The sequence below is a fragment of the Burkholderia sp. AU30280 genome (assembly GCF_020420125.1).
In the GTDB taxonomy this organism is placed as follows: domain Bacteria; phylum Pseudomonadota; class Gammaproteobacteria; order Burkholderiales; family Burkholderiaceae; genus Burkholderia.
Genome location: NZ_JAIZRY010000002.1, coordinates 360,986 through 386,583 on the forward strand (window position 1 = coordinate 360,986; position 25,598 = coordinate 386,583).

19 protein-coding genes and 1 pseudogene are annotated in these 25,598 nt (G+C 64.3%); 12 read left to right on the plus strand and 8 right to left on the minus strand.

Annotation, left to right across the window (positions count from 1 at the left end):
• The first annotated feature begins 186 nt into the window (after positions 1-186).
• The 4 genes from LGN17_RS05715 (at position 187) to LGN17_RS05730 (ending at position 5,159) form a co-directional block, all read left to right on the plus strand.
• On the plus strand, positions 187-3,495 hold the full coding sequence (locus LGN17_RS05715) for a beta strand repeat-containing protein (protein WP_226195493.1): 3,309 nt from the start codon (positions 187-189) through the stop codon (positions 3,493-3,495).
• An 85-nt stretch (positions 3,496-3,580) separates the two neighbouring features.
• Positions 3,581-3,970, plus strand: a complete 390-nt coding sequence (locus LGN17_RS05720; protein ID WP_413227004.1) for a quinol oxidase — start codon at positions 3,581-3,583, stop codon at positions 3,968-3,970.
• Entirely contained in the window at positions 3,967-4,599 is a 633-nt protein-coding gene (locus tag LGN17_RS05725) for a LolA family protein (RefSeq protein WP_226195494.1), read from the plus strand. Before LGN17_RS05720 ends, LGN17_RS05725 begins: the two co-directional genes overlap by 4 nt.
• Before the next feature lie 44 nt (positions 4,600-4,643).
• Entirely contained in the window at positions 4,644-5,159 is a 516-nt protein-coding gene (locus LGN17_RS05730; protein ID WP_226195495.1) for an SRPBCC family protein, read from the plus strand.
• 46 nt (positions 5,160-5,205) lie between these two features.
• Here the strand turns inward: LGN17_RS05730 and LGN17_RS05735 are convergent, their stop codons facing one another.
• The 6 genes from LGN17_RS05735 to LGN17_RS05760 form a co-directional block, all read right to left on the minus strand.
• On the minus strand, positions 5,206-6,255 hold the full coding sequence (locus tag LGN17_RS05735; protein WP_226195496.1) for an ABC transporter ATP-binding protein: 1,050 nt from the start codon (positions 6,253-6,255) through the stop codon (positions 5,206-5,208).
• 28 nt (positions 6,256-6,283) lie between these two features.
• Positions 6,284-7,882, minus strand: coding sequence for an ABC transporter permease (locus LGN17_RS05740; protein ID WP_226195497.1), 1,599 nt, complete (start codon positions 7,880-7,882; stop codon positions 6,284-6,286).
• A 2-nt stretch (positions 7,883-7,884) separates the two neighbouring features.
• Complete coding sequence (locus LGN17_RS05745) at positions 7,885-8,919, minus strand: iron ABC transporter substrate-binding protein (protein ID WP_226195498.1); 1,035 nt, start codon at positions 8,917-8,919, stop codon at positions 7,885-7,887.
• Between the two features lie 65 nt (positions 8,920-8,984).
• The gene (efeB, locus tag LGN17_RS05750; protein ID WP_226195499.1) at positions 8,985-10,301 is read right to left on the minus strand and encodes an iron uptake transporter deferrochelatase/peroxidase subunit; all 1,317 of its coding nucleotides are present in this window, start codon (positions 10,299-10,301) and stop codon (positions 8,985-8,987) included.
• Positions 10,302-10,312: 11 nt separating this feature from the next.
• Entirely contained in the window at positions 10,313-11,446 is a 1,134-nt protein-coding gene (locus LGN17_RS05755) for a hypothetical protein (protein WP_226195500.1), read from the minus strand.
• 65 nt (positions 11,447-11,511) lie between these two features.
• Entirely contained in the window at positions 11,512-12,978 is a 1,467-nt protein-coding gene (locus LGN17_RS05760) for a carbohydrate porin (protein ID WP_226195501.1), read from the minus strand.
• A 1,091-nt stretch (positions 12,979-14,069) separates the two neighbouring features.
• Between LGN17_RS05760 and LGN17_RS05765 the strand changes: the two genes are divergently transcribed.
• Complete coding sequence (locus LGN17_RS05765) at positions 14,070-14,207, plus strand: hypothetical protein (protein ID WP_226195502.1); 138 nt, start codon at positions 14,070-14,072, stop codon at positions 14,205-14,207.
• 315 nt (positions 14,208-14,522) lie between these two features.
• Positions 14,523-14,672 carry a hypothetical protein gene (locus LGN17_RS05770; protein ID WP_226195503.1) on the plus strand — a complete coding sequence of 50 codons (150 nt, stop codon included), beginning with the start codon at positions 14,523-14,525 and terminating at the stop codon, positions 14,670-14,672.
• A 346-nt stretch (positions 14,673-15,018) separates the two neighbouring features.
• On the opposite strand, the gene LGN17_RS05775 is transcribed toward LGN17_RS05770, so the two are convergent.
• Positions 15,019-15,729: a response regulator transcription factor gene (locus LGN17_RS05775; RefSeq protein WP_226195504.1), complete on the minus strand. Its 711-nt coding sequence runs from the start codon at positions 15,727-15,729 to the stop codon at positions 15,019-15,021.
• Positions 15,730-16,216: 487 nt separating this feature from the next.
• On the opposite strand from LGN17_RS05775, the gene LGN17_RS05780 reads away from it, so the two are divergent.
• The 4 genes and pseudogenes from LGN17_RS05780 to LGN17_RS05790 all read left to right on the plus strand — a co-directional run bounded on the left by LGN17_RS05780 (position 16,217) and on the right by LGN17_RS05790 (position 22,505).
• On the plus strand, positions 16,217-16,525 hold the full coding sequence (locus tag LGN17_RS05780) for an H-NS family nucleoid-associated regulatory protein (RefSeq protein ID WP_226195505.1): 309 nt from the start codon (positions 16,217-16,219) through the stop codon (positions 16,523-16,525).
• Between the two features lie 554 nt (positions 16,526-17,079).
• Positions 17,080-17,130, plus strand: a pseudogene (locus LGN17_RS36840) (ESPR-type extended signal peptide-containing protein); the annotation flags it as partial.
• 153 nt (positions 17,131-17,283) lie between these two features.
• Entirely contained in the window at positions 17,284-21,606 is a 4,323-nt protein-coding gene (locus LGN17_RS05785; RefSeq protein ID WP_413227010.1) for a YadA family autotransporter adhesin, read from the plus strand.
• Between the two features lie 35 nt (positions 21,607-21,641).
• Positions 21,642-22,505, plus strand: a complete 864-nt coding sequence (locus LGN17_RS05790) for an EAL domain-containing protein (protein ID WP_226195506.1) — start codon at positions 21,642-21,644, stop codon at positions 22,503-22,505.
• A gap of 271 nt (positions 22,506-22,776) precedes the next feature.
• Here LGN17_RS05790 and LGN17_RS05795 read toward each other — a convergent pair whose 3' ends face one another.
• Positions 22,777-23,460, minus strand: coding sequence for a GntR family transcriptional regulator (locus LGN17_RS05795; protein WP_226195507.1), 684 nt, complete (start codon positions 23,458-23,460; stop codon positions 22,777-22,779).
• 557 nt (positions 23,461-24,017) lie between these two features.
• Here LGN17_RS05795 and LGN17_RS05800 point away from each other — a divergent pair.
• Both LGN17_RS05800 and groES read left to right on the plus strand, forming a co-directional pair.
• Entirely contained in the window at positions 24,018-24,788 is a 771-nt protein-coding gene (locus LGN17_RS05800) for a response regulator transcription factor (RefSeq protein ID WP_226195508.1), read from the plus strand.
• Positions 24,789-25,276: 488 nt separating this feature from the next.
• The gene (gene groES, locus LGN17_RS05805) at positions 25,277-25,570 is read left to right on the plus strand and encodes a co-chaperone GroES (protein ID WP_175951513.1); all 294 of its coding nucleotides are present in this window, start codon (positions 25,277-25,279) and stop codon (positions 25,568-25,570) included.
• Positions 25,571-25,598 lie beyond the last annotated feature (28 nt).

Consider the following 25,598-nt stretch of genomic DNA (forward strand, 5'->3'; position numbering starts at 1 on the left):
CGTCGGCGTTTTTTCGTCAGATGATTGCGGTGTCCGGGCCGTGTATTTCGTCTGAAATCGATTAAAAAAGCGTTATTGCCCGCCAATAGGCAGACGAATCAATCCTGTTTTTTGAATTGGCACACTTCGTGCAATCCGTCCCCATGCTTTATCAACGTTGTGCCAACCGAGATGGGGAAAATAAAGATGGGACACAATCTGAAATTGACGGGTGTGGCGCTGTCGGTCGCGACGGTGTTCGGGGTGCTGGCTTCGGGTTCCGCGATGGCGGGGGCACTTGATTCGCTGCCGATTCCGCAAGTGATCGTCAACCCGCCGACGAACAGCGTGTCGGTCGGTTTGGTCGCGACGGGTACGTCGCCGCTGGGCTCGGTCACCGTGGCGGCAGGCGGGGCGGGCGCGATCCAGACGTCGCTTGGCGATCCCGGCCAGGTACTGTCGGGCGCAGTGGGGGCGGTGACGGGCGCACTCGGTGGTGGCGGCGGCACGGTGCAGCCGCTCGCGCCGGTCCAGGGCGTGCTGAATCAGGTGACGGGCGCGCTGAGCGGCGGCAACGCGGCGGGTGCGTTGACCGGTGCGCTGAATACGGCGACGGGGACGCTGAGCAATGCGGTTGGCACGGTAACGGGGGCACTGGGTGGTGTCGGCGGCGGGTCGAGCCCGCTGGCGCCGGTTCAAGGTGTCGTCAATCAAGTAACGGGTGCGTTGGGGGGCGGCAACCCGGCCGGCGCATTGACGGGCGCACTCGGCACGGTGACGGGTGCACTGGGCGGTATCGGCGGCGGCTCGAACCCGCTGGCGCCGGTTCAAGGTGTCGTCAATCAAGTGACGGGTGCGCTCGGTGGCGGCAACCCGGCAGGCGCGTTGACGGGTGCAGTCGGTACGGTGACGGGCGCACTGGGTGGCATCGGCGGTGGCTCGAACCTGCTGGCGCCGGTTCAAGGTGTCGTGAATCAAGTGACGGGCGCGCTCGGTGGCGGCAACCCGGCAGGCGCACTGACCGGCGCACTCGGCACGGTGACGGGCGCACTGGGCGGCATCGGCGGTGGCTCGAACCCGCTGGCGCCGGTTCAAGGCGTCGTCAATCAAGTGACGGGCGCGCTCGGTAGCGGCAACCCGGCAGGCGCGTTGACGGGTGCAGTCGGTACGGTGACGGGCGCACTGGGCGGTATCGGCGGTGGGTCGAACCCGTTGGCGCCGGTACAAGGCGTCGTCAATCAGGTGACTGGCGCGCTTGGTAGTGGCAACCCAGCGGGCGCGTTGACCGGTGCAGTCGGCACGGTGACGGGCGCACTGGGTGGCATCGGCGGTGGTTCGTACCCGCTGGGGGCGGTTCAAGGCGTCGTCAATCAAGTCACGACGGCCCTCAACAACGGCAACCCTGCTAGTGCATTGACGGGCGCACTCGGTACGGTGGCGGGTGAACTCGGTGCGGGCAATCCGGCAGGCACGGTGACCGGTGCGATCGGCAACGTGACGGGGGCACTGGGCGCATTGGGCGCTATCGGTGGCGGCGCGGATCCGCTGGCGCCGGTGCAGGGCGTCGTGAACCAAGTGACGGGCGCCCTGAGCGACGGCAATCCGGCGGGTGCGCTGACTGGTGCGCTGAACACGGCAACCGGGACGCTAAGCAATGCACTCGGTACCGCAACGGGCGCGCTTGGCGGTATCGGCGGCGGTTCGAATCCGCTGGCACCCGTACAAGGTGTCGTGAATCAGGTCACGGGTGCGCTCGGTGGTGGTAACCCGGCTGGCGCGTTGACGGGTGCACTCGGCACGGTGACGGGCGCACTGGGCGGCATCGGTGGTGGCTCGAACCCGTTGGCGCCGGTACAAGGCGTCGTCAATCAAGTGACGGGCGCGCTTGGTGGCGGCAATCCGGCAGGCGCACTGACCGGCGCACTCGGTACGGTGACGGGCGCGTTGGGCGGCATCGGTGGTGGTTCGAACCCGCTGGCGCCGGTCCAAGGCGTCGTGAATCAGGTCACGGGCGCGCTTGGTAGCGGCAACCCGGCAGGCGCACTGACCGGCGCACTCGGTACGGTGACGGGCGCGTTGGGCGGTATCGGCGGCGGTTCGAACCCGCTGGCACCGGTCCAAGGCGTCGTGAATCAGGTCACGGGCGCGCTCGGTGGCGGCAACCCGGCAGGCGCACTGACCGGCGCACTCGGCACGGTGACGGGCGCGCTGGGCGGCATCGGCGGTGGCTCGAACCCGCTGGCGCCGGTCCAAGGCGTCGTGAATCAGGTCACCGGCGCGCTCGGCGGTGGCAACCCGGCTGGCGCGTTGACCGGCGCACTCGGCACGGTGACGGGCGCGCTGGGCGGCATCGGCGGCGGCTCGAACCCGCTGGCGCCGATCCAGAACGTCGTCGACCAAGTCACGGGTACGCTCGGCAGCGGCAACCCGGCCGGCGCGCTGAGCAATGCCGTCAACACGATCACGGGCACGCTCGGCAACGTCGGCGGCGCGGGGAGCCCGCTCGCACCGGTGCAAGGCGTCGTCACGCAACTCGCGGGCACGCTCGGCAACGATCCGGCCGGTGGGCTGACGAACGCGCTGAACTCGGTGACGGGGGCACTCGGCGGCTCGAATCCGCTGGCGCCGGTGCAAGGCGTCGTGAACCAGGTGGTCGGCACGCTGTCCGGCGCCGGTGGCGGCAGCCCGATCACGCCGATCACGAACCTCGTCAACGGCCTGCAGAACGCGCTGCCGACGGGTGGCAACGCAGCCGGCGCGCTGACCGGCGCACTCGGCTCGGTGACGGGCGCACTCGGCAACCTTGGCGGCTCGAACCCGCTGGCGCCGGTGCAAGGCGTCGTGAACCAGGTCGTCGGCACGCTCGGCAACAGCAATGCGGTCGGCACGGCCACGAACGCACTGGGTAATGCGGTCGGCTCCGTCGTGGGCGCACTCGGCAACCTTGGCGGCTCGAATCCGCTGGCACCGGTGCAGGGCGTCGTGACCCAGGTTGTCGGTACGCTCGGCAACCTCGGCGGCTCGAACCCGCTGGCGCCGGTGCAAGGCGTCGTGAACCAGGTCGTCGGCACGTTGTCGGGCGCAGCGGGCAACAACCCGATCGCACCGATCACGAACCTCGTGAGCGGCCTGACGGGCGGCAGCAACCCGGCCGGCGCACTGACCGGTGCACTCGGTTCGGTGACGGGCGCACTCGCGAATGGTCCGGTGGCCCTCGGGCAGGCGGCTGGCGCGCTGTCGGGCGCGGCCGGTTCGACGGCAGCGGCGGGCGGCAGCCTGCTCGGCTCGGGCGCGAACGCGGCCGGCGGCACGGCGGGTGCAGCCGGCTCGCTGCTGACGACGGGCGCCAACGCGACGGCAACGGTCGTCAACGCGGTCGGCACGACGGTGGGCACGGCACTCGGCTCCGCGCCGAGCCTGTCGGTCACGCCGCACTCGGGCAACAGCGCGCCGGGCAACCCGCTCGCACCGGTGTCGTCGCTGCTCCAGTCGCTGACGGGCGCACTGCCGAGGTAACCGGCCGGACACGCACGGCGGCGCCGGATTGGCCGCCGTGCGCAACGGGTCGCGCAACGCGGCATGACAGGAATGTCATGCCGCGTTGTCTTTTTGGGGGGGCGGCTTTTCTTTCGTCGCACTACCGGACGCAGCGCGATGCACTGCAGGCGCTGTTCCCGCTGCCGGGCGCCGCGCCCGCGCTGTCGGCGGCAGCTATTTCTTCCGGCCGAACCACGTGATCGTGCATGCGCACGTGCCGGTCGAGCTGACCGTGTCGGCCGAGCCCGGCCTGCTGCCGCACAGCTTCGAAATCGATGCGCCGCAGGCCGGCATCGCGGTGCACACCGAACTCGGCGCGACGCCGAAGACGTTTCGCTTCATGCCGGCACAGCCGGGCCGGTTCGCCTACTATTGCACGCATCGGCTGCTATTTTTCAGGAGCCGTCGCGAGCGCGGGGTGGAAGGCGTGATCGATGTCGAGGCGGCGCCGTGATCGCCGCGTTGCTGGCCGCGAGCCTGATAGGAGCGAGCATGACCGCCGATCCCGTGACCGTTGCGCAGGCGCATTTCGACCACGTCCGCTCGTACCGCGCGACGATCCGCTCGTCCGCGCGCAGCGGCGAACGGACGGAAATCCGTTACGCGTACCTGAAACCGGGCTTCGTCCGGATGGATTTCGTGTCGCCGCATCACGGCGCGGTGCTCGCGTACGATCCCGGCGACGGCAAGGTGCGGCTGCGCCCGTTCGGCGCGCATGCGCCGCCCGCGCTGACGCTGTCGCCGTCCAATCCGCTCGTGCGCGACCGCAGTGGCCACCGGGTCGACCGGTCGGACGTCGGCGAACTGCTGCGCAACGTCCACGCGCTGCAGGAAGGCGGCGCGACGGTGACCGAAGGCGAGGAGGCCGTCGGCGGCCGGACCGCGCTGCGCGTGTTGGTCACGGGCGCGCCTGCGCATGCGGTCGACGGCGTGCATCGCTACCGGTTGTGGCTGGATACCGAGGACGGCTTTCCGCTGAAGGTCGTCAGCTTCGCGGACGATGACGACGTGCCGCTCGAAACCGTGACGCTCGACGACATCGAGATCGACGTCGCGTTTCCCGAACGCTTCTTCGCGCCCTGAACGGTGCGCTGACTCATGCCCCTGACGGGCATGCCGGAGGCTGCATGGCGGAATACCGGTTCTCGACGATCTGGCGCGTGGACGCGCCGCTCGCGGTGGTGTGGGACGCGATCTACCAGGTCGATCGCTGGCCCGACTGGTGGAAGGGTGCCGTGCGTACCGTCGAGATCGAGCCGGGCGATGCGCGCGGCGTCGGCGCGCTGCACCGGTACACGTGGAAGGGGGCGCTGCCGTACCGGCTGACCTTCGACATGCGCGTGCGACGCGTCGAGCCGCCGCATGCGCTCGAAGGCCGCGCGAGCGGCGCGATCGAAGGTGACGGATGCTGGTCGTTCGTTGCCGACGGCGCACGTACGATCGTGCGCTACGACTGGCACATCCGCACGCACGCGCGCTGGATGAACCGGCTGGAGCCGCTCGGCCGCCCGCTGTTCCGATGGAACCACGACGTCGTGATGCGCGCAGGTGCGAAGGGGCTCGCACGGCTGCTGGGCGCGACGGTCGAGACGGAGGGCCGGACGTTCCGGCCGTTGCCGGATGCGGGCTGCGCCGATGCCTGAACGCGTGTGAACGCGAGTAAAAGCGCTGAGCGGCGGGCCGCGCCGCTCAGCGCGCGTACGCCATCACCGCGCCATCCACCACCAATGCGACGCGTTCGCCGACGGCCGGGCACCGGTGTCCCGGCACGCGTACGCGCACGAGTCCATCGAGATCGGCATCGAGGCGCACGAGCACGTCGGCGTCCTGGCCCGCGAACTGTGCGGCTTCGACGCGCGCCGTATGGCCGCGCGCCGCGTCGGCGTGCGTGACGGGCACGATGCCGATCTGCTCGGGACGCAGCATCGCATCGGCCGGCCCGTCCGGCAGCGGCGCGACGAGCGGCAGTTCACCGAGCGCGCAGGCGATGTGCGTGCCGCGCACGTGACCGGCGAGCAGCACGGCCTGCCCGACGAACGACGCGACGTCGCGCGTGACGGGCTGCCGGTACAGCGTCTGCGGTGCGGCCGTCTGCACGAGCCGACCGTGCCACATCACCGCCACTTCGTCGCCGAGCGTCATCGCCTCGGGCTGGTCGTGCGTGACGAGCACCGATGTCGCGCCCGCTGCCGCGAGCGCATCCGCGACCGCGCTGCGGGTTTCGTGGCGCAACGACGTGTCGAGCGCGGAGAACGGTTCGTCGAGGATCACGAGCGACGGCTCGGGCGCGAGCGCGCGAGCCAGCGCGACGCGCTGCTGCTGTCCGCCGGACAGTTGCTGCGGCGCACGGCTCGCATACGACGCGGGCAGCCCGACCATCTCGAGCAGTTCGTCGACGCGATGATGGCGCCGCCGCGCCGCGCGCGGCAGACCGAACGCGATGTTGTCGGCCACCGACAGATGCGGAAACAGCGCGCCTTCCTGCGGCACGTAGCCGATCCGCCGCTGTTCGGGCGGCAGGTGCACGTCGGGCGCGGCCACGCGGCGGCCATCGATTTCGACGGTGCCGCGCTCGGCGCGCTCGAAGCCGCACAGCACGCGCAGCAGGGTGGTCTTGCCGCTGCCGGACGGGCCGAGCAGCGCGAGGCGCGAGCCGCGTCGCACCGTGAGGTCGATGTCGTGCAGGACGGTATGCGATCCGAACGATTTCGACAGGCCGTGGATGCGTAGTTCGCTCATGGGCGGTTCCGGGGAAAAAGGGCGGCGCTCAGTCGCGCACCGACGCGCGGCCGAGCAGCAGGAACAGCAGTCCCGATGCGCCGAGCGACAGCGCGACGAGCAGCGCCGCATAGGGTGCCGCGGCGGCGAACGCAAGCGTCGCCGTATCGCTCCACACCTGCGTCGCGAGCGTGCGGGTGCCGATCGGCGACAGCAGCAGCGTCGCGTTGAGTTCCGTCACGACCGAGATGAACACCATCGTCGCGGCCGCGCCGAGGCCGGGCGCCGCGAGCGGCAGCACCACGCGCGTGAGCGTCGCGCGCCAGTCGAGGCCCAGCGAGCGCGCGGTTTCCTCGAGCCGGACCTGCACGTGCGACAGCGCGGCGCGCACGCTGACGACAGCGAGCGGCAGGAACAGGATCGCGTAGGCGGCGACGAGCGCCGGTGCGCTCTGGTAGAGCGGCTGCAGCAGCCGCACCGTGATCGACACGATCGCCAGCGCGACGACGATGCCAGGCACGCCCTGCACGGTCATCGCGGTGCGCTCGAGGAGTGTCGCGACGCGGCCCGGATAACGGACCAGCAGGAACGCGAGCGGCAGCGCGAGCAGCGTCGTGACGGCCGCCGCCATCAGGCCATAGCCGGACGACGCAAGCGTGGCCTGCCACAGCAGCTCGGGCGACACGTCGGCCGGCGTGACGGCGGCCGCGCCCTGTTGCGTGAGCCAGTAGCCGATCATCGCGAGCGGCACGCCGAGCGTCGCCGCTGCGAGTGCGGCGAACGCGACGGTGACGGGGCCGCGCAGAGGGCCGAGCGGATAACGCATCGCGACGCGGCGCGCGGCGCGGTGCGTATGACCGTAGCGCGCATGGCCGCGAGCGCGTGCCTCGATCGCGAGGCACAGCAGGCACAGCGCGATCAGCACGCAGCCGAGCAGCGATGCGCCGCCGCCGTCGAACGCGGTGCGGTATTCCGCATAGATCTCGGTCGTGAACGTGCGAAAGCGCAGCAGCTGGAATGCGCCGAACTCGGACAGCACGCCGAGCGCGACGAGCAGCATCCCGCCGCACAGCGCGGGGCGCAACTGCGGCAGCACGACGCGAAAGAAGGTATGCCACGGCGAGCAGCCGAGCGTGCGCGCGCTTTCCTCCAGCGCGGGGTCGAGCTCGCGCAGCGCGGCGGCCACCGGCAGGTAGACGAGCGGGAAGTACGCGGAAGTCAGCACGATCAGCGCGCCGAGGAAATCCTGCAGGTCGAGGCTCAGCGACACCCACGCGTAGCTCGTGATGAATGGCGGCACCGCGAGGGGCGCGGCCGCGAGCGCGGTCCACAGCGGCCGGGCGGGCAGGTCGGTGCGCTCGATGAACCACGCGAGCGCCGTGCCGAGCAGCGCGCACGCGAGGGTCGCGGCGAGCGTGATCGACAGCGTGTTGACCAGCAGTTCGCCGACGAGCGGGCGCCACAGCAGCTCGATCGCATCGTCGATGCCGAAGGTGGCCGCTCGGTACAGCGTGAAGCCGAGCGGCAGCAGGATCGCGAGCGGCCCGCACGCGGCTGCGGCAACGAGCGCGCGCGACGGGCGCCGCCGTGTCGCGGTGCGCTCGCCGTCGCGCGCGGTGCTCGCCGTGCGGGACACGGCGTCGCTCATGGTCAGAGCAGGCCTGCCTGGCGCAGCAGCTTGCCGGCCTGACTGTCGTCGCCGAGTTGTTCGAACGTCAGCGCCGGCGGGTTCAGTTCGTTGAACGGCTTCAGGATCGGATCGGGAGCGACGCCCGGATGCAGCGGATACTCGAAGCTGATATGGCCGCCGGCCATCAGTTTCTGCGCACGCTCGCTGACGAGATACGCGACGAACTTCTGCGCTTCCGGCTGGTGCTTCGATGCCTTCAGCACCGCGGCGCCCGATACGTTGACGGCGCCGCCGACGTCGCCCTTGCCGAAATGGTAGATCGCGCTGCGGGTCGACTTGTCGCCGAGCTCGGCGTGCAGGCGGTCCCAGTAGTAGTTGTTGATGATGCCGGTCAGCACGCCGCCGCGGTTGACGGCCGCCGTCACGCCTTCGTCGTCGTCGAAGATCTGCGCGTTGGCCTTCAGGCCCTTCAGCCATTGCAGCGTCGCGGCTTCGCCGTGCAGCGCGAGCACCGCGCTCACGAGCGGCAGGAAGTCGGCATCGCTCGGCGCGACGCCGACCTTGCCCTTCCATTCGGGCTTCGCCAGATCGAGCAGCGATGCGGGCAGTTGCTGCGGCTGGATTTTCGCGGTGTTGTAGACGAGCACGTTCTCGCGCGCGAGCACGCCGACCCAGTTGCCGTCCGCCGGATTGAAGCGCGCGGGCACCGATTGCAGCGTGGCGCCGTCGGTCTTCGCGAACAGGCCCTTGCGGTCGAGCAGCACGAGTTCCGGCGAGTTCTCGGTGAAGTACACGTCGGCCGGCGTGCGATCGCCTTCCGCGACGAGCTGCGCGGCAAGCGCGGGACCCTCGCCCGAGCGCACCTTCACGGTGATGCCGCTTTGTGCTTCGAAGTCCTTGACGAGCTGGTTGACGACCTGTTCGTGCTGCGCGTTGTACAGCGTGAGCGTCGCGGCGTGTGCGCGCGCGGCGTGCAGTGCGCCGGTCAGCATCAGCGCGGCGGCCGCCGCGGAAATCAGGTGCCGCAGCGGGCGGCTAACGGGTGAAGTATTCATGTGGTTTCTGACAGGTTGCACCCGGACGCGCCGGGAAGATATGCGTTGGCTTGCGTTGTGCGTCGTCATGCCTCGAACAGCGCGGCGCCGATGTACGAACCCGGTTGCGCGCCCGGCGGGCACGCGAAGATCGCGCTGCCGACGTGCGTGGTGAACTGGTTCATGATGTCCATTTTCGAGAGCTTCTCGTTGATCGGAATGAAGCCCTTGCGCGGGTCGCGCTGGTGCGCGACGAACATCAGCCCCGCGTCGTACTCGGTCTGCTGGCGCCACGGCGGCCAGCGCTCGATGTAGAAGTTCGTGCTGTCGTTGTACGAGTACGCGCGGCGCAGGATCTGCGCGCCGTTGTTCAACTGCGGCGACGCGAGGCGCGCGTGCGAGTTGTCGGGGATCACCGGGTTGCCGTCCTTGTCGGTCGCATCGAGATCGAGTGCCTCGAACTCGTTCTTCTGGCCGAGCGGCGCGCCGCTGTACTTGTGACGGCCGACCACCTGCTCCTGGAAGCCGAGCTCCGTGTTGTCCCAATGCTCGAGCGTGATGCGGATCCGGCGCACGACCGTGTAGGTGCCGCCGTTCATCCATGCCGGGCCTTCGCTGCCGGCCCACACGAATTCGTTCATCGCCGCCGGATCGGACATCGGCGGATTCATCGTGCCGTCCTTGAAGCCCATCAGGTTGCGCGGCGTCTCGCCGGGCTTGCCCGACGTGAAGCCGGCCTGGCCCCAGCGCATCTGCGTCGCCTTCGCGCCGAGGCGCACGAGCTGGCGCACCGCGTGGAACGCGACCTGCGCGTCGTCCGCGCACGCCTGGATGAACAGGTCGCCGCCGGTCTTCTCGGGCAACAACTGATCGCCGTTGAAACGCGGCAGGTCGACGAGCGCGGCGGGGCGATGCTTCGCGAGGCCGTAGCGGTCCTTGCCGGCGAGCGCGAACAGGCCGGGGCCGAAGCCAAACGTCAGCGTCAGGCGCGCGGGGCCGAGGCCGAGCGCGTCGCCCCCGTCGGCCGGCGCGACTTCGTCGCCGCCCGTCGCGGCGAGCGGCAACGCGGTGTCGCCGCGCGTCATCCGCGCGGCGGCTTCGGTCCAGGTCTTCAGCAGCGCGATGACGTCCGCGCGCTGGGCCGTCGTCAGGTCGAGCGCCGCGAAATATGCGTGGCGCTGCTGCGGCGTCGCGATGCCGCTCTGGTGCTGGCCGTAGAACGGCTCGACGGCGTCGTGCGCGGATGCGGGTGCGGGTGCGGGTGCGGGTGCGGTGGCGGGCGCATCCGCGGCCTTCGCGGCCGGGATCGACGCCGCCGCGAGGCCGGCGGCCATCGCGGCGCCGCCCGCCTTCAGGAAGCCGCGCCGCGCGGGGCGTGGCGGCTGCTTGGAATCGTCTGACATGGTGGCCTCCGTTACTTCGCGAGCAACAGCGTGTTCACGTCGTCCGCGACGTAGTAGAAGCCGTCGCCTTCAGGCGTCATTGCGATGCCGAACAGGTTGCCGTTGCCGGGGGGCGTCTGCGCCTTGTCGGTATTGATCCAGCGCGCGTAGATCTGCTTGCCGGCGACCGGGTCGATCTCCACGACCTGGCCGTTCTGCGCGTTGGTCGCGAGCAGGTGGCCGTTCGGTGCGGTCGCGAGCGCGAGCGGGCGGCGCAGGAAGCCGTCGGCGGTGACCTGGCGGCCGACGCCCGCGCTGGTGTCGCGCGTGAGCGGGTCGTCGATCTCGACGATGCGGTTGCCGATCGCGTCCGACACGTACAGCTTCTTCTGGTCGCCGGACAGCGCGAGGCCGGTCGGGCCGACCAGGAACACGCCCTTGTCGGCCTGCGCGCCGAGGCCGCTCGCGACGACCGTTTCCTGCTTGATCACGGGCGGCTTGCCCGCCGGCACGTCGAGGTCGAGACGCAGCACGGTCGCCTGCTTGTAGACGGGCGGATTGCCGTCCGCGCCGCCGACGCCGAAGCCGGCCATGCTGACGAACAGCGTCGCGCTGTCGCCGCGGTCGACCACGGCCATGTTGCCCCACGGGTCGTTGATGTTCGGCGTCGACCACGTCGAGGCGACCTTGCCTTGCGGATCGAGCACGATCAGGCAGCCGGCGCCCTTGGTGTTGGTCGTGCCGTCGTTGCTCGGCGTGCTGCCGACGATCACCCAGCCGGATTTCAGCATCGTCATCGCCGTCGACAGGCCGACGCCGCCCGGGCACGCCTTCAGGTCGCGCGGGATCGACGCGAACAGGCTCATCTGCTTCGTCGACGGGCGGTAGTTGACGATCGTGCTGCCGGTGCCTTGCAGGTTCGCCGAGTTGTTGAAGTTGTCGACGAGCACGTCGCCCGCCTGGATCGTGCCGGCCGACACCGGCGCGACCGCGATCGCGTACGGGTTCTGGTCGCCGTTGTCAGGCACCGTGTTGACGAGCGTGATGTGGCGATGCAGCGTTTCGAGGAAACCTTGCGGCTCGGCCAGCGCGCCGGCGGCGGCCGTCAGTGCGGCGGCGGCCAGTGCGCCCGTCGCGAGGCGGCGAAGCGGGGCGGATGGATTCATGTGAGTCTCCTGGGGAGCGCGCCGTGCTGGCGGCGCGCGAAAAATGGGCAGCGTGGGCGCGTCGCTCAGAACGTGATCGTCGTACGCGCGCCGAGCACGAACGTGTTGCGCAGCGGCTGGGTCGCGTCGCTCGGGTTCTGGCCGGCGCCGGCGTTGAACGTGTACTGCGCGTCGGCTTGGACGATCCACCACGGGTTGACCTGGTACTGGTAGGTCGCCTCGAGCGTCGTCTCGCGGGTGCGCACGCCGTACGGGCCGGTCGCGAACATCCGCGCGGCCTGGTCGAGGTCGGTCACGTGGCTGCCGACCTGGATGTACGTGACGCCGAGGCCGACGCTGTCGTTGTCGCGGCCTTCGAACGGCGCCTTCAGCACGATCCCTGCGTTGGCCGAGAAGCTCACCAGGTTGCGGTCGCCCGGCGCACCCATCACGCGTGCGAACACGCCGAGGCTTTTCGCGCCGCTCGGGTCGGGGCGCCAGATCATCTGGTCGGCCACCGCGTAGAAGCTGTAGTTGCCGTGATGCTGCTGCGCGTCGCCGTTCGATGCGGGATCCGAGAGCGACAATCCGTCGGTGCCCACGTTCTGGTCCGCGAAGCGGCCGTTGTGATACCAGACGCCGATCTTGTAGGTGCCCGGCAGCCCGTTCGAGCGGCCGGTGTCCATTTCGCCGTCGGACGGCTGGTTCAGCGCGTACTGCAGCTCGCCGATGTAGAGCGCGCCGTTGTGCAGGTTGAAGTTTGTGCCGCTCAGGTTGCTCGGGTTGTTGCCGAGCGGATCGCCGTCGAACACGCCTGCGAGCGCGGTGAGCTTCGGCGTGATCTGCGCGCGCACGCGCACGCCGAGGCCCGCGAGCGGGTACGCAGGACCGCCGTTGGGCAGGTCGTACGAAGGCAGCGCGGGCCAGCCGAACATCGTGTTGACGAACGTGTTCGCATACGTGCTGACCATGAATTCCTGGTCCAGGCTCTGCTGGCCGATCTTCACGTCGACGCGCTTGTCGAGGAACGACTGCTGGTACCACAGCTCCCACAGGCGCGTCGTGCCCTGCGCCTCGATGCCGCTCGCGGTATTGAGCGTGCCGAGGTTCCGTGCACTCAGGTTGGTGCCGTGGATCTGCAGCGCGCTGACGTTGAAGGTGCCGCCGGCCAAGCCGATCGCTTTCTGCGTGTCGACCGTCAAGGTGGCCGTCGTCAGTCCGTCGTACGCGCCGCCACGGTTCAGGCCGCCGCGCAGGTTCGCGAGGTATTCGCTGGTTTCGGTGATCTGCAGCGTCGCGCCGTACTTGCCGAGCCACGGGCGGATGCCGCCCATGTCGCCGAGCAGGTTCTGGCGGGTCCAGACGCCGGTCCACATGTTGGTCGGCTTCGCCTGGATCGCCAGGTCGGCCTCGGGTGCTTCGGGCTGCGCGTCGACCGGCACTTCGGCGAAAGCCGTGCCGCTCGCGAACGACGCGCACGCGAGGATGGCCGCACAGGCGGCGGGGCGCATCCGGGCGCGGACGCTGTCTCCCTGGGACGACGCAAACTTCATATCAAATCCGTGGTTCTATTTAGTGTGGAATCCTGCTTGTCGGTCGCTGTCCGGACGCTCGGCGCCGATTGGCCGGAGCATGAAAATGAACGCAACGCGGCGCATCGTAGGAGTGTCAAATCGGAAAGTCAATGTAAACGAGAATGATTCGCATCTAAATTACTGAATGTAATCCAAGGGCTTACGGACAGCGGGTATTCCGTGTTTAGCAGAGAAGTTAAACGTAAATATCGGCGTAATGAAAATGAATGATTTGACGCGGATCGATAGATTCGCGAGGGGCGGCGCTAGAGACATCCGGCGCGCGCCAAATGGCGCGTTCCAGAGGACGGAATCGGCGTCGCTATTGAGGTTCATTATGCGATGTCACCGGCCGCACGAACTCCGTGCTTTCCCGATGCGCAAACAGGCCGTGTGAAATTCGCGAACCGTGCGAGCCCGCCGGCTGTGCGCGCGGCCGTTCGTCAGGGTTTGCGTTGTAAGGGTTTATTTGTCTTATTCGTGCGGGGTTCCGACGGTTGATGTTGAGGCTCGTTCAGATTCGGACGGACCTTGTTGCCGAAGCGAGGCTTCCGGACGATGCGCGCTTCCGTCGTTGAGCCGATCGTTCGCTTGCTTTTGAATGGCCGGTTCTTGCAGGCCGGTGACGATGATCGCCGAAGGCCGCAAATGATCCCTCTTTCTGAATGTGACAATCGTTCAAATCTCGCCGTGTGCGGACGCGTACCATCGTCACTGCTCTGTTACCGGAGCACTTCCCCTCGGATTTGACGCCAAGCTCGCGCTTGGCTTTTTTTGAGGCAACGAGTGATGTAACTGCGGATGTGTTCAAGGTTTGTCGAAAGATCTGGCTTGTTATCGAGGCTCGAGATCTTGCGCGACTTGTACGTCCCGTAGCGTCGGCGGCAACGTGCGCGCGACCGGCAGTACCAAGGTCGATGCGCCCATGACCGACGCGCGCGGCGTAGCCGCCTGTTCGGCAATCGAATCGCCTCGAGGCTTCCAGTCACATTTCAGTTGCCCGTGGGCGCGCCCTCGCCGAGGCAGGTCGATCGGGATATCGGGACTAACGATGCAGTGGCGGCGCCGAAATGAATAAAGCGATGCTCGGCATGTGCGGTCTGGTGATCTGCGCACTTGTCGTGACACTGGTGATCGTCCTGGAAACGGCGCCGACACCGCAGGAAAAAGTCGTGCATGCCGCGGTAAAACCGGCGAAGGTGAAGTGAGGATGCGTGTTTTGTTGATGCTGTGGGGAAGTGCCGCCGCACTGGTTATTTTCGTGGCCTGGCTTGTCTATCATCCCGCACACGGCCAGCCCGTGCCACTTGATGCTCGACTGATCCAGGGCTCGACGAAGTCGATCATCGGGCAGCAGCGCGAGCGGGCTCGGTAACGCCGGCTCGTGCAGCTTCGAGTATAGGTCGCGATCGTACCGATGCCCGAAACGATGTTTCCTGTTCGGCCCGGCACCCGGTTGGATTTCGGGCAGTTGAATCTGGGGGGATGGATGCGATCCGTGGCTTCCGATGTGAGATTGAGAAATGCAATATTCCCTGGATCGAATTCTGACCGTCACGGCGCTCGCATGGCAATTGACGGTACCGGCAGAGATGGAACCCATGGTCGATGGCTCGTCGATCACTGATGTCGACAAGCAGTTGTCTCTGAAAGACGGGTATGAGCCGGAATAGGTGACGAATGCGCAGGTGAAGGCTCGCCAGGATGAACTCATCGCACGGTGGTCAGTTCGGCGCGATCGTCTGACTGCAGGAACTCATCGTTACCGTGCAACTGAACGAGCAGCGACAGCGCCGGGATCACGAAGGGCCATCGCCCGCCCTGGTTACCCGGAACCCGCGGCGGTGTTCATCGCTCGCGGGTCGCGTCTTCAACACCGGTTCGTACACCCGTCAGGCGCGCGCTATGTCACGGCTCCTGACCGGATTCGACAGTGTGCCGCTCGAAACGCCGATGTCGTTGCCGCAACGACGTCGGCGCGCACGCGGTGCCGAGTGTTGACACGAAGGCGCGCCCTGACTATTCGGCATTGTTCGAGGGATTCGAATCGATCTGCTCCAGGCGGTAGCCGTGGTTGTAGACGGCGCGAAGCCGAACACCGTTTTCGGGCCCGATACGCAGCTTGGACCGCACACGATAGATATGGGTATCGAGCGTCCGGGAAATATGGTCGCTATGGCGCCCCCATATCGACTTGATCAGCGCTTCTCGCGGCATCGCGCGGCCACAATTTTGAAACAGTGCAACGGCAACGGTGAATTCCCTGGATGTCAGTTTGATCGGCTCATCGCTTAAGAATACGGTCTCGGTCGCGAGATCCAGACGGTAACGACCAATACAGATCGATGCGGGATTTGAATCGACTGGATAGGCCCGCCGCAGAAGAGCACGGACTCTTGCGATCAATTCATTGCGACGGATGGGCTTGACCATGTAGTCGTCGGCACCTGCCTCAAGTGCGACGACAAGATGGTCCTCGCGCACTCGATTCGTCAGGAACAGCACGGGGAGATCTCTGCCGATTCGTGTGCGAATCCAGGCGAGGACTTCCAGTCCGGAGATATCCGGCAAGTTCCAGTCAAGCACGACCAGATTGACAGTGTCCGTTTCGAGGAAGCGGATGGCCTCCGCGCCCGCGGTGGAACTCCGGACATCGTATCCCTCGGCGATCAGTGTGTCGCGGAGAAGCGCCGCCTGTGCTGGTTCGTCGTCAACAGCAAGAATTTTCATTGGCACCATTTTTCATCGTGTTGCTCGAATCCGCGCATGCCTGCTTGCATTGGAGCTGATTCACTTTTTTGAATGAATTGAAAGGGAATTGCAATGGTTTGATTTGATGCCTCGTGGTCTCGTGGCCGGGGGGCAGGTCTGATTTGCGTAATAGAGTGGCATTTCTCGACAGTCTTTTTGTCAACTTTTATGAACGGATTGGATCAATTGGGGAGCGATTGATGTGTGACAAATGTTGTCAATCGTTGCTCGTCGCAGATATACGATGCGTCATAGGGATTGTTGAAGCATGAGTAGGGTGCGATCCGGTTGTTTTTGTGTCTGGGATTGTGCGTAGGGCGGGGCAGCGAATAATGATTGGCTGTCGCTAGTGTTGCGATTCATCTGCGACAAATAACAAAAAATGGAACGAGTCGCATGATGTTTTAGGGTTGTCGACTCGATCGACATTTTTCTTGATGATGAATGGCGGTTGGTAATTATCTCAATGAGAAATCTGGATTCGTATCGACAGTATCTGGATAAAAAATTGAAGCTGGAGTCTCGTATTTCTGAAGAGCGCCGAGTCGCCATGGAGGCGATTTTGCTCGAGATCAGGTATTGCGTTCGAGAGTTCGGTTTTGCTCCAGAAGATATTTTTACTGTCGATGTCCTGCGGCAGGCGACCAAACGGCGGCCGCGCTACTTTGATCCTGTCAGCGGAGCGACATGGTCAGGGGTAGGGCGTGCGCCCGAGTGGATTCGCGACAAGGATCGCAAGCAGTTCGAGATATCCAGTTTTGATCGTGAAGATTGAGGCATTTGATCTTCGCAATGGAGCGAAGATTGGGTGTTTCATGCCTCCGGGTGTCTGTTTTGCTTAAGGTGTTTCAGACGGAATTTAAATATAAATTGGTTGTCGTGTTGATCGACACGGCAATTCGGGTGCTGTGGTGATCATGACTTATGTCGTGAACTGGGTGCCTGTTTTAATTTCATTGTGGCGGTTCAAACGGCTTAAATTCTCACGGATGTTCCGATCGTGATTCGCCTGATAGGAATGATGGTGCATCGATATAAGCCCCGAGGAAGCGCGCACTCGATAAATTTCGCGGAATCATATGTGCGGCACCTGCTTGAACATCGCGTGCTTGGCGAAATTACTCGTCAAGGCGATCGCTCAACGCCAAGCGCTATCGAAACAACTGGTGTGGCTTGCGGGTAATCGAAGTGGTACGTCTGCGGTAAGAGTTTAAAAATATTTTTTGTTGATGACATTTCATTAATCTCTTTGCGATCAAAATTAAATCAATTGTTATGAAGATCGTGAGGTTAATGAGTGTCCGGGTGAATAATGAGGCGGGGTGAGCAATGAATCGGATATTTCGATCGATCTGGAATGAGTCGCTGGGCGCGTGGATTGCGACGTCCGAGCTGACGCGCACGCGCGGTAAGGCTTCAAAGAGCGCTTGTTTGCAGGAAGGTGAGAATTCGTCTGACCAGAGCGCATTTCGCCCGCAGACGATGCGGTTTGGGCCTGGCGTCTCGGGAATTCTGGCTGCAACAGGAATCTTGGTGACAGCAGCGTTACCCCTTGATGCGTGGGCGGGTTCCATTGCAAATTGTAATGGCACTGCTACGACCACCACGAATCTTTCGGGGACGAACACTTCGTTACAAACCGGTCCTTTCACTGCGGACGAGGGAAACTGCGGAACCGGGACTGGCGTAATCATAGCGGAGAGCCCGAATGCTACCGGCGGCCTCAGTGGCACTAAAGCCTATATCTGGGTCGGGCAGACCGGAAACAATGCCACGGGTGCGATTACGCTGTACGGCCCAAGCGGGATAACGTTGTCAGGCGTGACATCGCTGAACAGCAACAAGATCACGAATTTGGCGGCGGGTACGAATCCGACCGACGCGGTGAATTTTTCCCAATTGACGTCGTTGTCCACGTCGACGTCGACGGGGCTGTCCTCGGCGAACAGCTCGATTACCTCGCTGTCCACCGGCCTGAGCTCGACTAACAGCACGGTGTCGTCGCTGTCGACGTCGACGTCGACCGGTTTATCGTCGGCCAACAGCTCGATTACGTCGTTGTCCAGCTCGACGTCGACGGGCTTGTCGTCGGCCAACAGCTCGATTACCTCATTGTCGACTTCGACCTCGACCGGTTTGTCATCGACCAATAGCTCGATCACGTCGCTGTCCACCTCGGCGTCGACAGGCATCAGCTCGCTGTCGACCGGCTTGAGCTCGACTGGCAGTACGGTGTTGTCCCTGTCGACGTCGACCTCGACGGGCCTGTCGTCGGCCAACAGCTCGATCACGTCGTTGTCGACCTCGACGTCGACGGGTTTGTCGTCGGCGAACAGCTCGATTACCTCGCTGTCCACCGGTCTGAGCTCGACTAACAGCACGGTGTCGTCGCTGTCGACCTCGACGTCGACCGGCCTGTCTACGGCGAACAGTTCGATTACGTCGTTGTCCACCTCGACCTCGACGGGGCTGTCGTCGGCGAACAGCTCGATCACCTCATTGTCGACCTCGACGTCGACCGGTTTGTCGTCGGCGAATAGCTCGATCACGTCGCTGTCCACGTCGACGTCGACCGGTCTGTCGTCGGCAAACAGCTCAATCAGTTCGCTGTCCACGTCGACTTCGACTGGTTTATCTTCGGCCAATAGCTCGATCACGTCGCTGTCGACCTCGACCTCGACCGGCTTGTCGTCGGCCAACAGTTCGATCTCCTCGTTGTCCACGTCGACTTCCACAGGCATCAATTCGCTGTCGACCGGCCTGAGCTCGACCGATAGCACGGTGTCGTCGCTGTCGACCTCGACGTCGACCGGTTTGTCGTCGGCCAACAGCTCGATTTCTTCGCTGTCCACCTCGACTTCAACAGGCATCGGCTCGCTGTCGACTGGCCTGAGTTCGACCGATAGCACGGTGTCGTCGCTGTCGACCTCCACGTCGACCGGTCTGTCGTCGGCCAACAGCTCGATTTCCTCGCTGTCCACCTCGACTTCCACAGGCATCAGCTCGCTGTCGACTGGCCTGAGTTCGACCGATAGCACGGTGTCGTCGTTGTCGACTTCGACGTCGACCGGCTTGTCGTCGGCGAACAGCTCGATCTCGTCGCTGTCCACGTCGACGTCGACGGGCATCAACTCGCTGTCGACCGGCCTGAGCTCGACCGATAGCACGGTGTCGTCGCTGTCGACGTCGACGTCGACCGGTTTGTCGTCGGCCAACAGCTCGATTTCTTCGCTGTCCACGTCGACGTCGACGGGCATCAACTCGCTGTCGACCGGCCTGAGCTCGACCGATAGCACGGTGTCGTCGTTGTCGACGTCGACGTCGACCGGCTTGTCGTCGGCGAACAGCTCGATCTCCTCGTTGTCGACGTCGACTTCGACGGGCATCAGCTCGCTGTCCACCGGTCTGAGCTCGACGGATAGCACGGTGTCGTCGCTGTCGACTTCGACGTCGACGGGCTTGTCGTCGGCCAACAGCTCGATCTCTTCGCTGTCCACGTCGACTTCCACAGGCATCAACTCGCTGTCGACCGGCCTGAGCTCGACCGATAGCACGGTGTCGTCGTTGTCGACCTCGACGTCGACCGGTTTGTCGTCGGCCAACAGCTCGATTTCTTCGCTGTCCACGTCGACTTCCACCGGCATCAATTCGCTGTCGACCGGCCTGAGTTCGACCGATAGCACGGTGTCGTCGTTGTCGACCTCCACGTCGACCGGTCTGTCGTCGGCCAACAGTTCGATCACGTCGCTGTCAACGTCAACCTCGACGGGCCTGTCGTCGGCCAACAGCTCGATCACGTCGTTGTCGACCTCGACGTCGACGGGTTTGTCGTCGGCGAATAGCTCGATCACGTCACTGTCGACCTCGACGTCGACCGGTTTGTCGTTGGCGAACAGCTCGATCACGTCGCTGTCGACCTCGACCTCGACCGGCTTGTCGTCGGCCAACAGTTCGATCTCCTCGTTGTCCACGTCGACTTCCACAGGTATCAATTCGCTGTCGACCGGCCTGAGTTCGACCGACAGCACGGTGTCGTCGCTGTCGACCTCGACCTCGACCGGTCTGTCGTCGGCCAACAGTTCGATCTCCTCGTTGTCCACGTCGACCTCAACGGGCATCAGCTCGCTGTCCACCGGCCTGAGCTCGACCGACAGCACGATCCTGTCCCTGTCCACCTCGACCTCGACCGGCATCGGCTCGCTTTCCACGGGCCTGAGCTCGACCAACAGTTCGATGACGTCGCTGTCCACGTCGACCTCGACTGCGATCGAAGCCGCGAAGACGCACTACTACAGCGTCAACGATGGCGGTACGGCAGGAGCGAACTACACGAACAGCGCCGCGACGGGTATCTACTCGCTGGCCGCCGGCGTAGCCGCAACTGCCGCGGGCGCCAGCAGCGTCGCGGTCGGTAACGGCTCGAACGCACAATCGGACGGCGCGGTCGCGATCGGTCAAAGCGCTTCGGCAACCGGCGGCAAGGCCGTGTCGATCGGCTCCGGCAATACCGCGAGCGGCGACGGCGCGGTCGCGATCGGCGATCCGAGCGTCGCGACGGGCACCGGCGCAGTCGCGATGGGGGCGAACGACACGGCGACGGGCACCGGCGCAGTGGCGCTCGGCAACGCGAGCACGGCAGCCGGCAACAGCGCGCTTGCATTCGGCAACTCGAGCCAGGCCACCGCGGACAACACGATCGCTCTCGGCAACCAGGCCACGGCAAGCGCCGTCGGCGCGCAGGCCTACGGTTCGAGCGCCACGGCCAGCGCCACCAACGCGCTCGCGTTCGGTTCGAACGCCACCGCGAACGTCGCCAACTCGATCGCGCTCGGCGCGAACTCGGTCACGGGCAATGCGGTCGGGGTGTCGAGCGTCATGGTCGGCGGTGTCACGTACTCGGTCTTCGGCACCAATCCGGTGGGCGTCCTGAGCGTCGGTTCGCCGGGCGCGGAACGCCAGATCACGAACGTCGCAGCTGGCCAGGTCTCGGCCACCAGCACGGACGCGATCAACGGCAGCCAGTTGAACGCGACGAACCAGGCGGTCAACAACCTGTCGACGTCGACCGCGACGAACGTCGCGTCGCTGTCGACGGGGATCAACTCGCTGTCGACGGGCCTGAGCGCGACCAACAGCAACGTGTCCTCGCTGTCCACATCGACGTCGACTGCGATCAACGCGCTGTCGACATCGACGGCGGCCGGCATCGGCTCGCTGTCCACCGGCCTGAGCACGACGAACAACAACGTGGCCTCGCTGTCGACCGGCGTAACGAACATCAACAACCAGTTGAGTCAGCTTTCCACGTTGATGACGACGAATACGACGAACGCCGCCGGCGTCGCCGCCGACATGAACGGCACCGGCAGCGACGCGCCGAAGGTCACCGCCGGCTCGAACTCGGTGGCGATCGGCGCGAATTCGACGGACGGCGGCCGCCAGAACGTCGTGTCGGTCGGCAGCGACACGCAGCAGCGCCAGATCATCAATGTGGCTCCGGGTACGCAGGGCACCGATGCGGTCAACGTGAACCAGCTCAATGCAGTGCAGTCGACGCTGTCGACGGCACTGTCGGGCCAGCAGGCGCAGATCAACTCGCTGGGTTCGCAACTGCAGCAGACCGACCAGATGGCGAAGCAGGGTATCGCGGCCGTCGGCGCGATGGCGTCGATCCCGCAGATCGATCGCGACGCCAACTTCGGGGTGGGGTTGGGTACGTCGACCTTCCTCGGCCAGAAAGCGATGGCGGTCAACATGCAGGCGCGCATCACCGACAACCTGAAGGCGTCGCTCAACGGCGGCTTCAGCGGCGGTCAGCGGGTGATCGGCGCCGGCATGCTGTACCAGTGGAAGTAGTCGCATGTTGACGCACGGCCGACGAATAGCACGGTGTGGGAGCGACGCTGTATCGGCAGGCACTGCGATGCCGAGCGTGTGCATGGGGGATCGCTGTGGATGCTATGGCCGTGCGTTGCAGTACTGATGATCTTGTCGAAGACGCGGAGCGTGGATTGGCTCGGAGAGAGTTCTTTTTCGTCTATCAGCCAAAGCTCCGTCTTCAATCGGGATTGCTGTCCGGATTCGAGTCGTTGATACGCTGGCATCATCCGGAGCGTGGTGTGTTGATGCCGGCGGCGTTCATTGACCTTGTCGAGAATTCGCATCTGACACGCCGATTTACCGATTACGTGATCGATGAGTCTGCGCGGGTGCTTGCTGGTTGGGCTGCACTCGGTTACGACACCTTGTCTCTGTCTGCAAATTTTCCTGCTCGTGAGATTACCCGGGAGGGGTTGGCAAAACGCTTGTCTTTTGTTCTGGATTCGCATGCTGTGTGTGCCGCGAATTTCCAAATTGAACTGACGGAATCCATCGATCCGGGTCCGATCGAAGCACTCGCAGCAGCTATCGCTTCGATTCGGAGGATGGGAGCGAGCGTTGCAATCGACGATTTCGGTTCGGGATGTTGGTCGCTGAGCAAGTTGCATCGTCTCGAAGCGGATACGCTCAAGCTGGACCGGTCTTTCATGCGCGACGTCCACGAGAACGTCGAATCGAGAACCATGGTCGAAACGCTCGTCGAGCTTGGGACCCGCTTGGGAAAGCATGTTGTCGTCGAGGGCGTTGAAACCGAGGCTCAATTTTCGTGGCTGCGAGCGATGCCTCAAATTGATTGTCAGGGCTACTATATTTCGAAACCCGTCCGAGAGGCGCAGGTGGAAGGGCTGATCGAGCGGTGTGGAATCGCACGTTGATGGCACGGCGACGCAATTGCGGGTTGCGACGGGCGTAATCCCATCAATATCAGAACAGGATCGTCGTCTTCACATCGCAGTCATCGCGTTGCACGCGCCAATCGTCAGTCGTGACGTCGAGGCGCTGCCGTATGTGCGGCGTTGAGTTTGCGCGGCATACGCCAGGCGTGGCGGCCTGCTCGCTTCATCGAGCGTGTGAAATAAGAATGCGATGTAAAGATAAGAAGGCGCCGCCCAGGTCAATGCGTTGAATGGCGGCAGCGGCGCATTGTCAGACCGCGATTCGCGGATGATTCGGCTCGAAATCGCGGGTGAAGCAGTCTCGCGTAAATGCGTCTATATAGTCCATCATCAAGTCTGATGAAACCCCGGCTTGCTGCTCGTCGCCGTCGGCTATCGCGCGTGCGACCCGCGTGTGCTGCCGGCTTGCGGTCGGCAAGTCATTCAATTGTTTGTGATACATGAAGTAAAAGCGGCGCGACAACGCATGTAATGGCGCAATGGCCTCGGCGGCGAAGCGATTTCGCGAAAACTGCGCGGTAAGTTGATTGGCCACATATACGCGCCTCAAGTAGGCGACGACGTCGCGCGATTCGCCTGCCACGTCGAGTTCGTCGGCGACGTCGCGGATCTGCGCGCGCTCTTCGGGCGAGGCGCGCCGCGCAGCGCGCTGCGCGATGAGGCGTTCCAGTTCACGGCGTGTTTCGAGCACGAGCAACTGGTCGTGAATGTTCGGCACGGTAATCATGATGCCGTGACGCGGAACGACCTGAACGAGATGCGAAGCAGCCAATCGTTGTACGGCCTCGCGAACGGGTGTTCTCCCGGTATTCAGCTTCTCCGCAAGCGACGCCTCCGACCAGACACTGCCGGGCGCGAGTTCCAGCGTCACGATGAGTTCTTCCAGTTTCTGGTGAGCCTGTTCGGCAAGGGTGTTACCCGTCAGTCCGTTCATGTGCCTAAGCGATCGCCAAAAGAATATTACTAACATATTAGAGCGGGCGTCCCCTGTTTTCAACTCGAGGCTAAAAGGGTCAAGGTTAGGGAACGGGTTTACCCCCTTTGATCTCGGGCAAGTGCTTCGATATTCTACTAATATGTCAGTAACATCTGACTGACATGCTGACGCGGGATGGGTCGCGTTGCATCCAGCGACGACGAATCGGTTCGACTCATTGCCGGCTCGAGGGCGGGATTGAAGGTCGTCAACAAGGGTGCCGGAGTGCTTGGCAGTTTCGCGATGAGACGCTTGCGACGTTCTGCCAACCGGTATCGCCCGCGCCGTTCGTTGGCGCCAGGTGCATAGCAGGGAGGCGTACTTTTGAAAATAGGGTGACGGATCAGGTCGGAAGGCTGTGGACTGATCGGGTTTTGAGGTTGGTGTTGAGGTGAGGCTGGTTTCAATCGATCGGCAGTGGTTAAAAATAAGACGTCAAGTTTGTACTGGTGTATCCGTGCGATCGATTTGGTGTGCGATGTAAATCATTCGGGTCGACGAAGGCTGGGGGTGTTATGAGTATCTTGTTGGTGGAAGGGGATCCGGGTCAGGCGTCAGCCTTTGAAAGGGCGCTGCGAGGGACGAATCGGGAAATTTTCCGGGTGAGCGATAGCGCGACAGCCGTCCGGTATCTAAAAAGGGAGATGGTCGAACTCATCGTGCTCGATTGGCGAATTCCGGATGCCGACGGCCTGAATTTGTTGCACTGGATTCGGGCTAACGTCGGCGACGAACCGGCCGTCTTGTTCCTGGCTGCGAGAACGCTTGAAGCAGATGTCGCTGCCGCGCTGGACGCGGGCGCCGACGAGTACATCGGTAAGCCGTTCCGCGAGATCGAGTTGGCCGCTCGCGTCAATGCGCTGTTGCGTCGAAAGGGCCGCAACAAAAAACTCGATGGCAGGGTCGAGATCGGCGCGTATGTTCTGAATCCGCTTGCGCGTACTATCACGCTGCACGGAAAAATCGTCGATTTGACGGCAAAGGAATTTGCGCTGGCAAATTTCTTGTTCAATAACATCGGGAACGTGCTTTCCCGGGATTTGTTGTCGACGCTGGCGTGGGGGCGGGCGCTGGATGGGACATCCCGGAGTCTCGACACCCACATCTATCGACTTCGACAAAAACTGGTGCTTCGTCCGGAAAACGGGCTTCAATTGTGTGCCGTATATACGCATGGCTACCGGCTCGATACGGTCGACAAAGGTTCGACGGTGGAACGTTTTGCGGTCCCTGGCCACGTGTCGCAGCGTGCCGTTTCCGAGCGTCCGGTGCCTGCGCTACTGTAGAAAATTCAGGTGGATTCGTCGGTCCAACGGGGCGAGGGGGCTGCCGCGCGTTCGCATCGCGAGCGCAACGGAGCGTCCGCGCCCCATTTAATTTGTTGGGATGCGGCTTGTTGTACGGGATTTCCCTGGGGTACTGTGGCCACCGGGGGGATCCGTGCCGACGGCTCGGGCAAGCGGCTCAACGCGTCTTCCCAGCTCACATCGGCTCTCGGATGCGGATCTCTGTAAGTTATTGTTTTCGCTGGATATATCTCCGCTTTTCCTGCCTCGTCCCGGTCGTCCCGGGCACGCGCCCAAGTGATCAAGGCTCAAAGCCGGGCGCGCCTCGCCGGCCCGAAAAAAAACCGCCACTCCCCCTTCTTGAATTTGTCAAAACCCGTCCATATAATTAGCACTCGCTGCACGAGAGTGCTAACAATTCTCTGCCAGGCGCCAAGCCGGGCAGATTCCCTAAGCGTTCTTCAATCTCAGTCAAGAGAGGAGTGAATATGAACCTTCGTCCTTTGCACGATCGCGTGATCGTCAAGCGCCTGGATCAAGAAACCAAGACCGCCTCGGGCATCGTGATCCCCGACGCCGCTGCTGAAAAGCCGGATCAGGGCGAAGTCCTGGCCGTCGGCCCGGGCAAGCGCGACGACAAGGGCGCGGCAATCGCGCTCGACGTGAAGGTCGGCGATCGCGTTCTGTTCGGCAAGTACGCAGGCCAGACCGTGAAGGTCGACGGCAACGAACTGCTGGTCATGCGCGAAGAAGACATCATGGCCGTGGTCAACGCCAAGTAAGCGTCCGCCGACGGTACATATTCCCAAG

Coding starts and splice junctions, on each gene's coding strand:
- LGN17_RS05715 (WP_226195493.1), top strand. CDS start 187: ATGGGACACAATCTGAAATTGACGGGTGTGGCGCTGTCGGTCGCGACG.
- LGN17_RS05730 (WP_226195495.1), top strand. CDS start 4,644: ATGGCGGAATACCGGTTCTCGACGATCTGGCGCGTGGACGCGCCGCTC.
- LGN17_RS05735 (WP_226195496.1), bottom strand. CDS start 6,255: ATGAGCGAACTACGCATCCACGGCCTGTCGAAATCGTTCGGATCGCAT.
- LGN17_RS05740 (WP_226195497.1), bottom strand. CDS start 7,882: ATGAGCGACGCCGTGTCCCGCACGGCGAGCACCGCGCGCGACGGCGAG.
- LGN17_RS05745 (WP_226195498.1), bottom strand. CDS start 8,919: ATGAATACTTCACCCGTTAGCCGCCCGCTGCGGCACCTGATTTCCGCG.
- efeB (WP_226195499.1), bottom strand. CDS start 10,301: ATGTCAGACGATTCCAAGCAGCCGCCACGCCCCGCGCGGCGCGGCTTC.
- LGN17_RS05755 (WP_226195500.1), bottom strand. CDS start 11,446: ATGAATCCATCCGCCCCGCTTCGCCGCCTCGCGACGGGCGCACTGGCC.
- LGN17_RS05760 (WP_226195501.1), bottom strand. CDS start 12,978: ATGAAGTTTGCGTCGTCCCAGGGAGACAGCGTCCGCGCCCGGATGCGC.
- LGN17_RS05765 (WP_226195502.1), top strand. CDS start 14,070: ATGAATAAAGCGATGCTCGGCATGTGCGGTCTGGTGATCTGCGCACTT.
- LGN17_RS05770 (WP_226195503.1), top strand. CDS start 14,523: ATGCAATATTCCCTGGATCGAATTCTGACCGTCACGGCGCTCGCATGG.
- LGN17_RS05775 (WP_226195504.1), bottom strand. CDS start 15,729: ATGAAAATTCTTGCTGTTGACGACGAACCAGCACAGGCGGCGCTTCTC.
- LGN17_RS05780 (WP_226195505.1), top strand. CDS start 16,217: ATGAGAAATCTGGATTCGTATCGACAGTATCTGGATAAAAAATTGAAG.
- LGN17_RS05795 (WP_226195507.1), bottom strand. CDS start 23,460: ATGAACGGACTGACGGGTAACACCCTTGCCGAACAGGCTCACCAGAAA.
- LGN17_RS05800 (WP_226195508.1), top strand. CDS start 24,018: ATGAGTATCTTGTTGGTGGAAGGGGATCCGGGTCAGGCGTCAGCCTTT.
- groES (WP_175951513.1), top strand. CDS start 25,277: ATGAACCTTCGTCCTTTGCACGATCGCGTGATCGTCAAGCGCCTGGAT.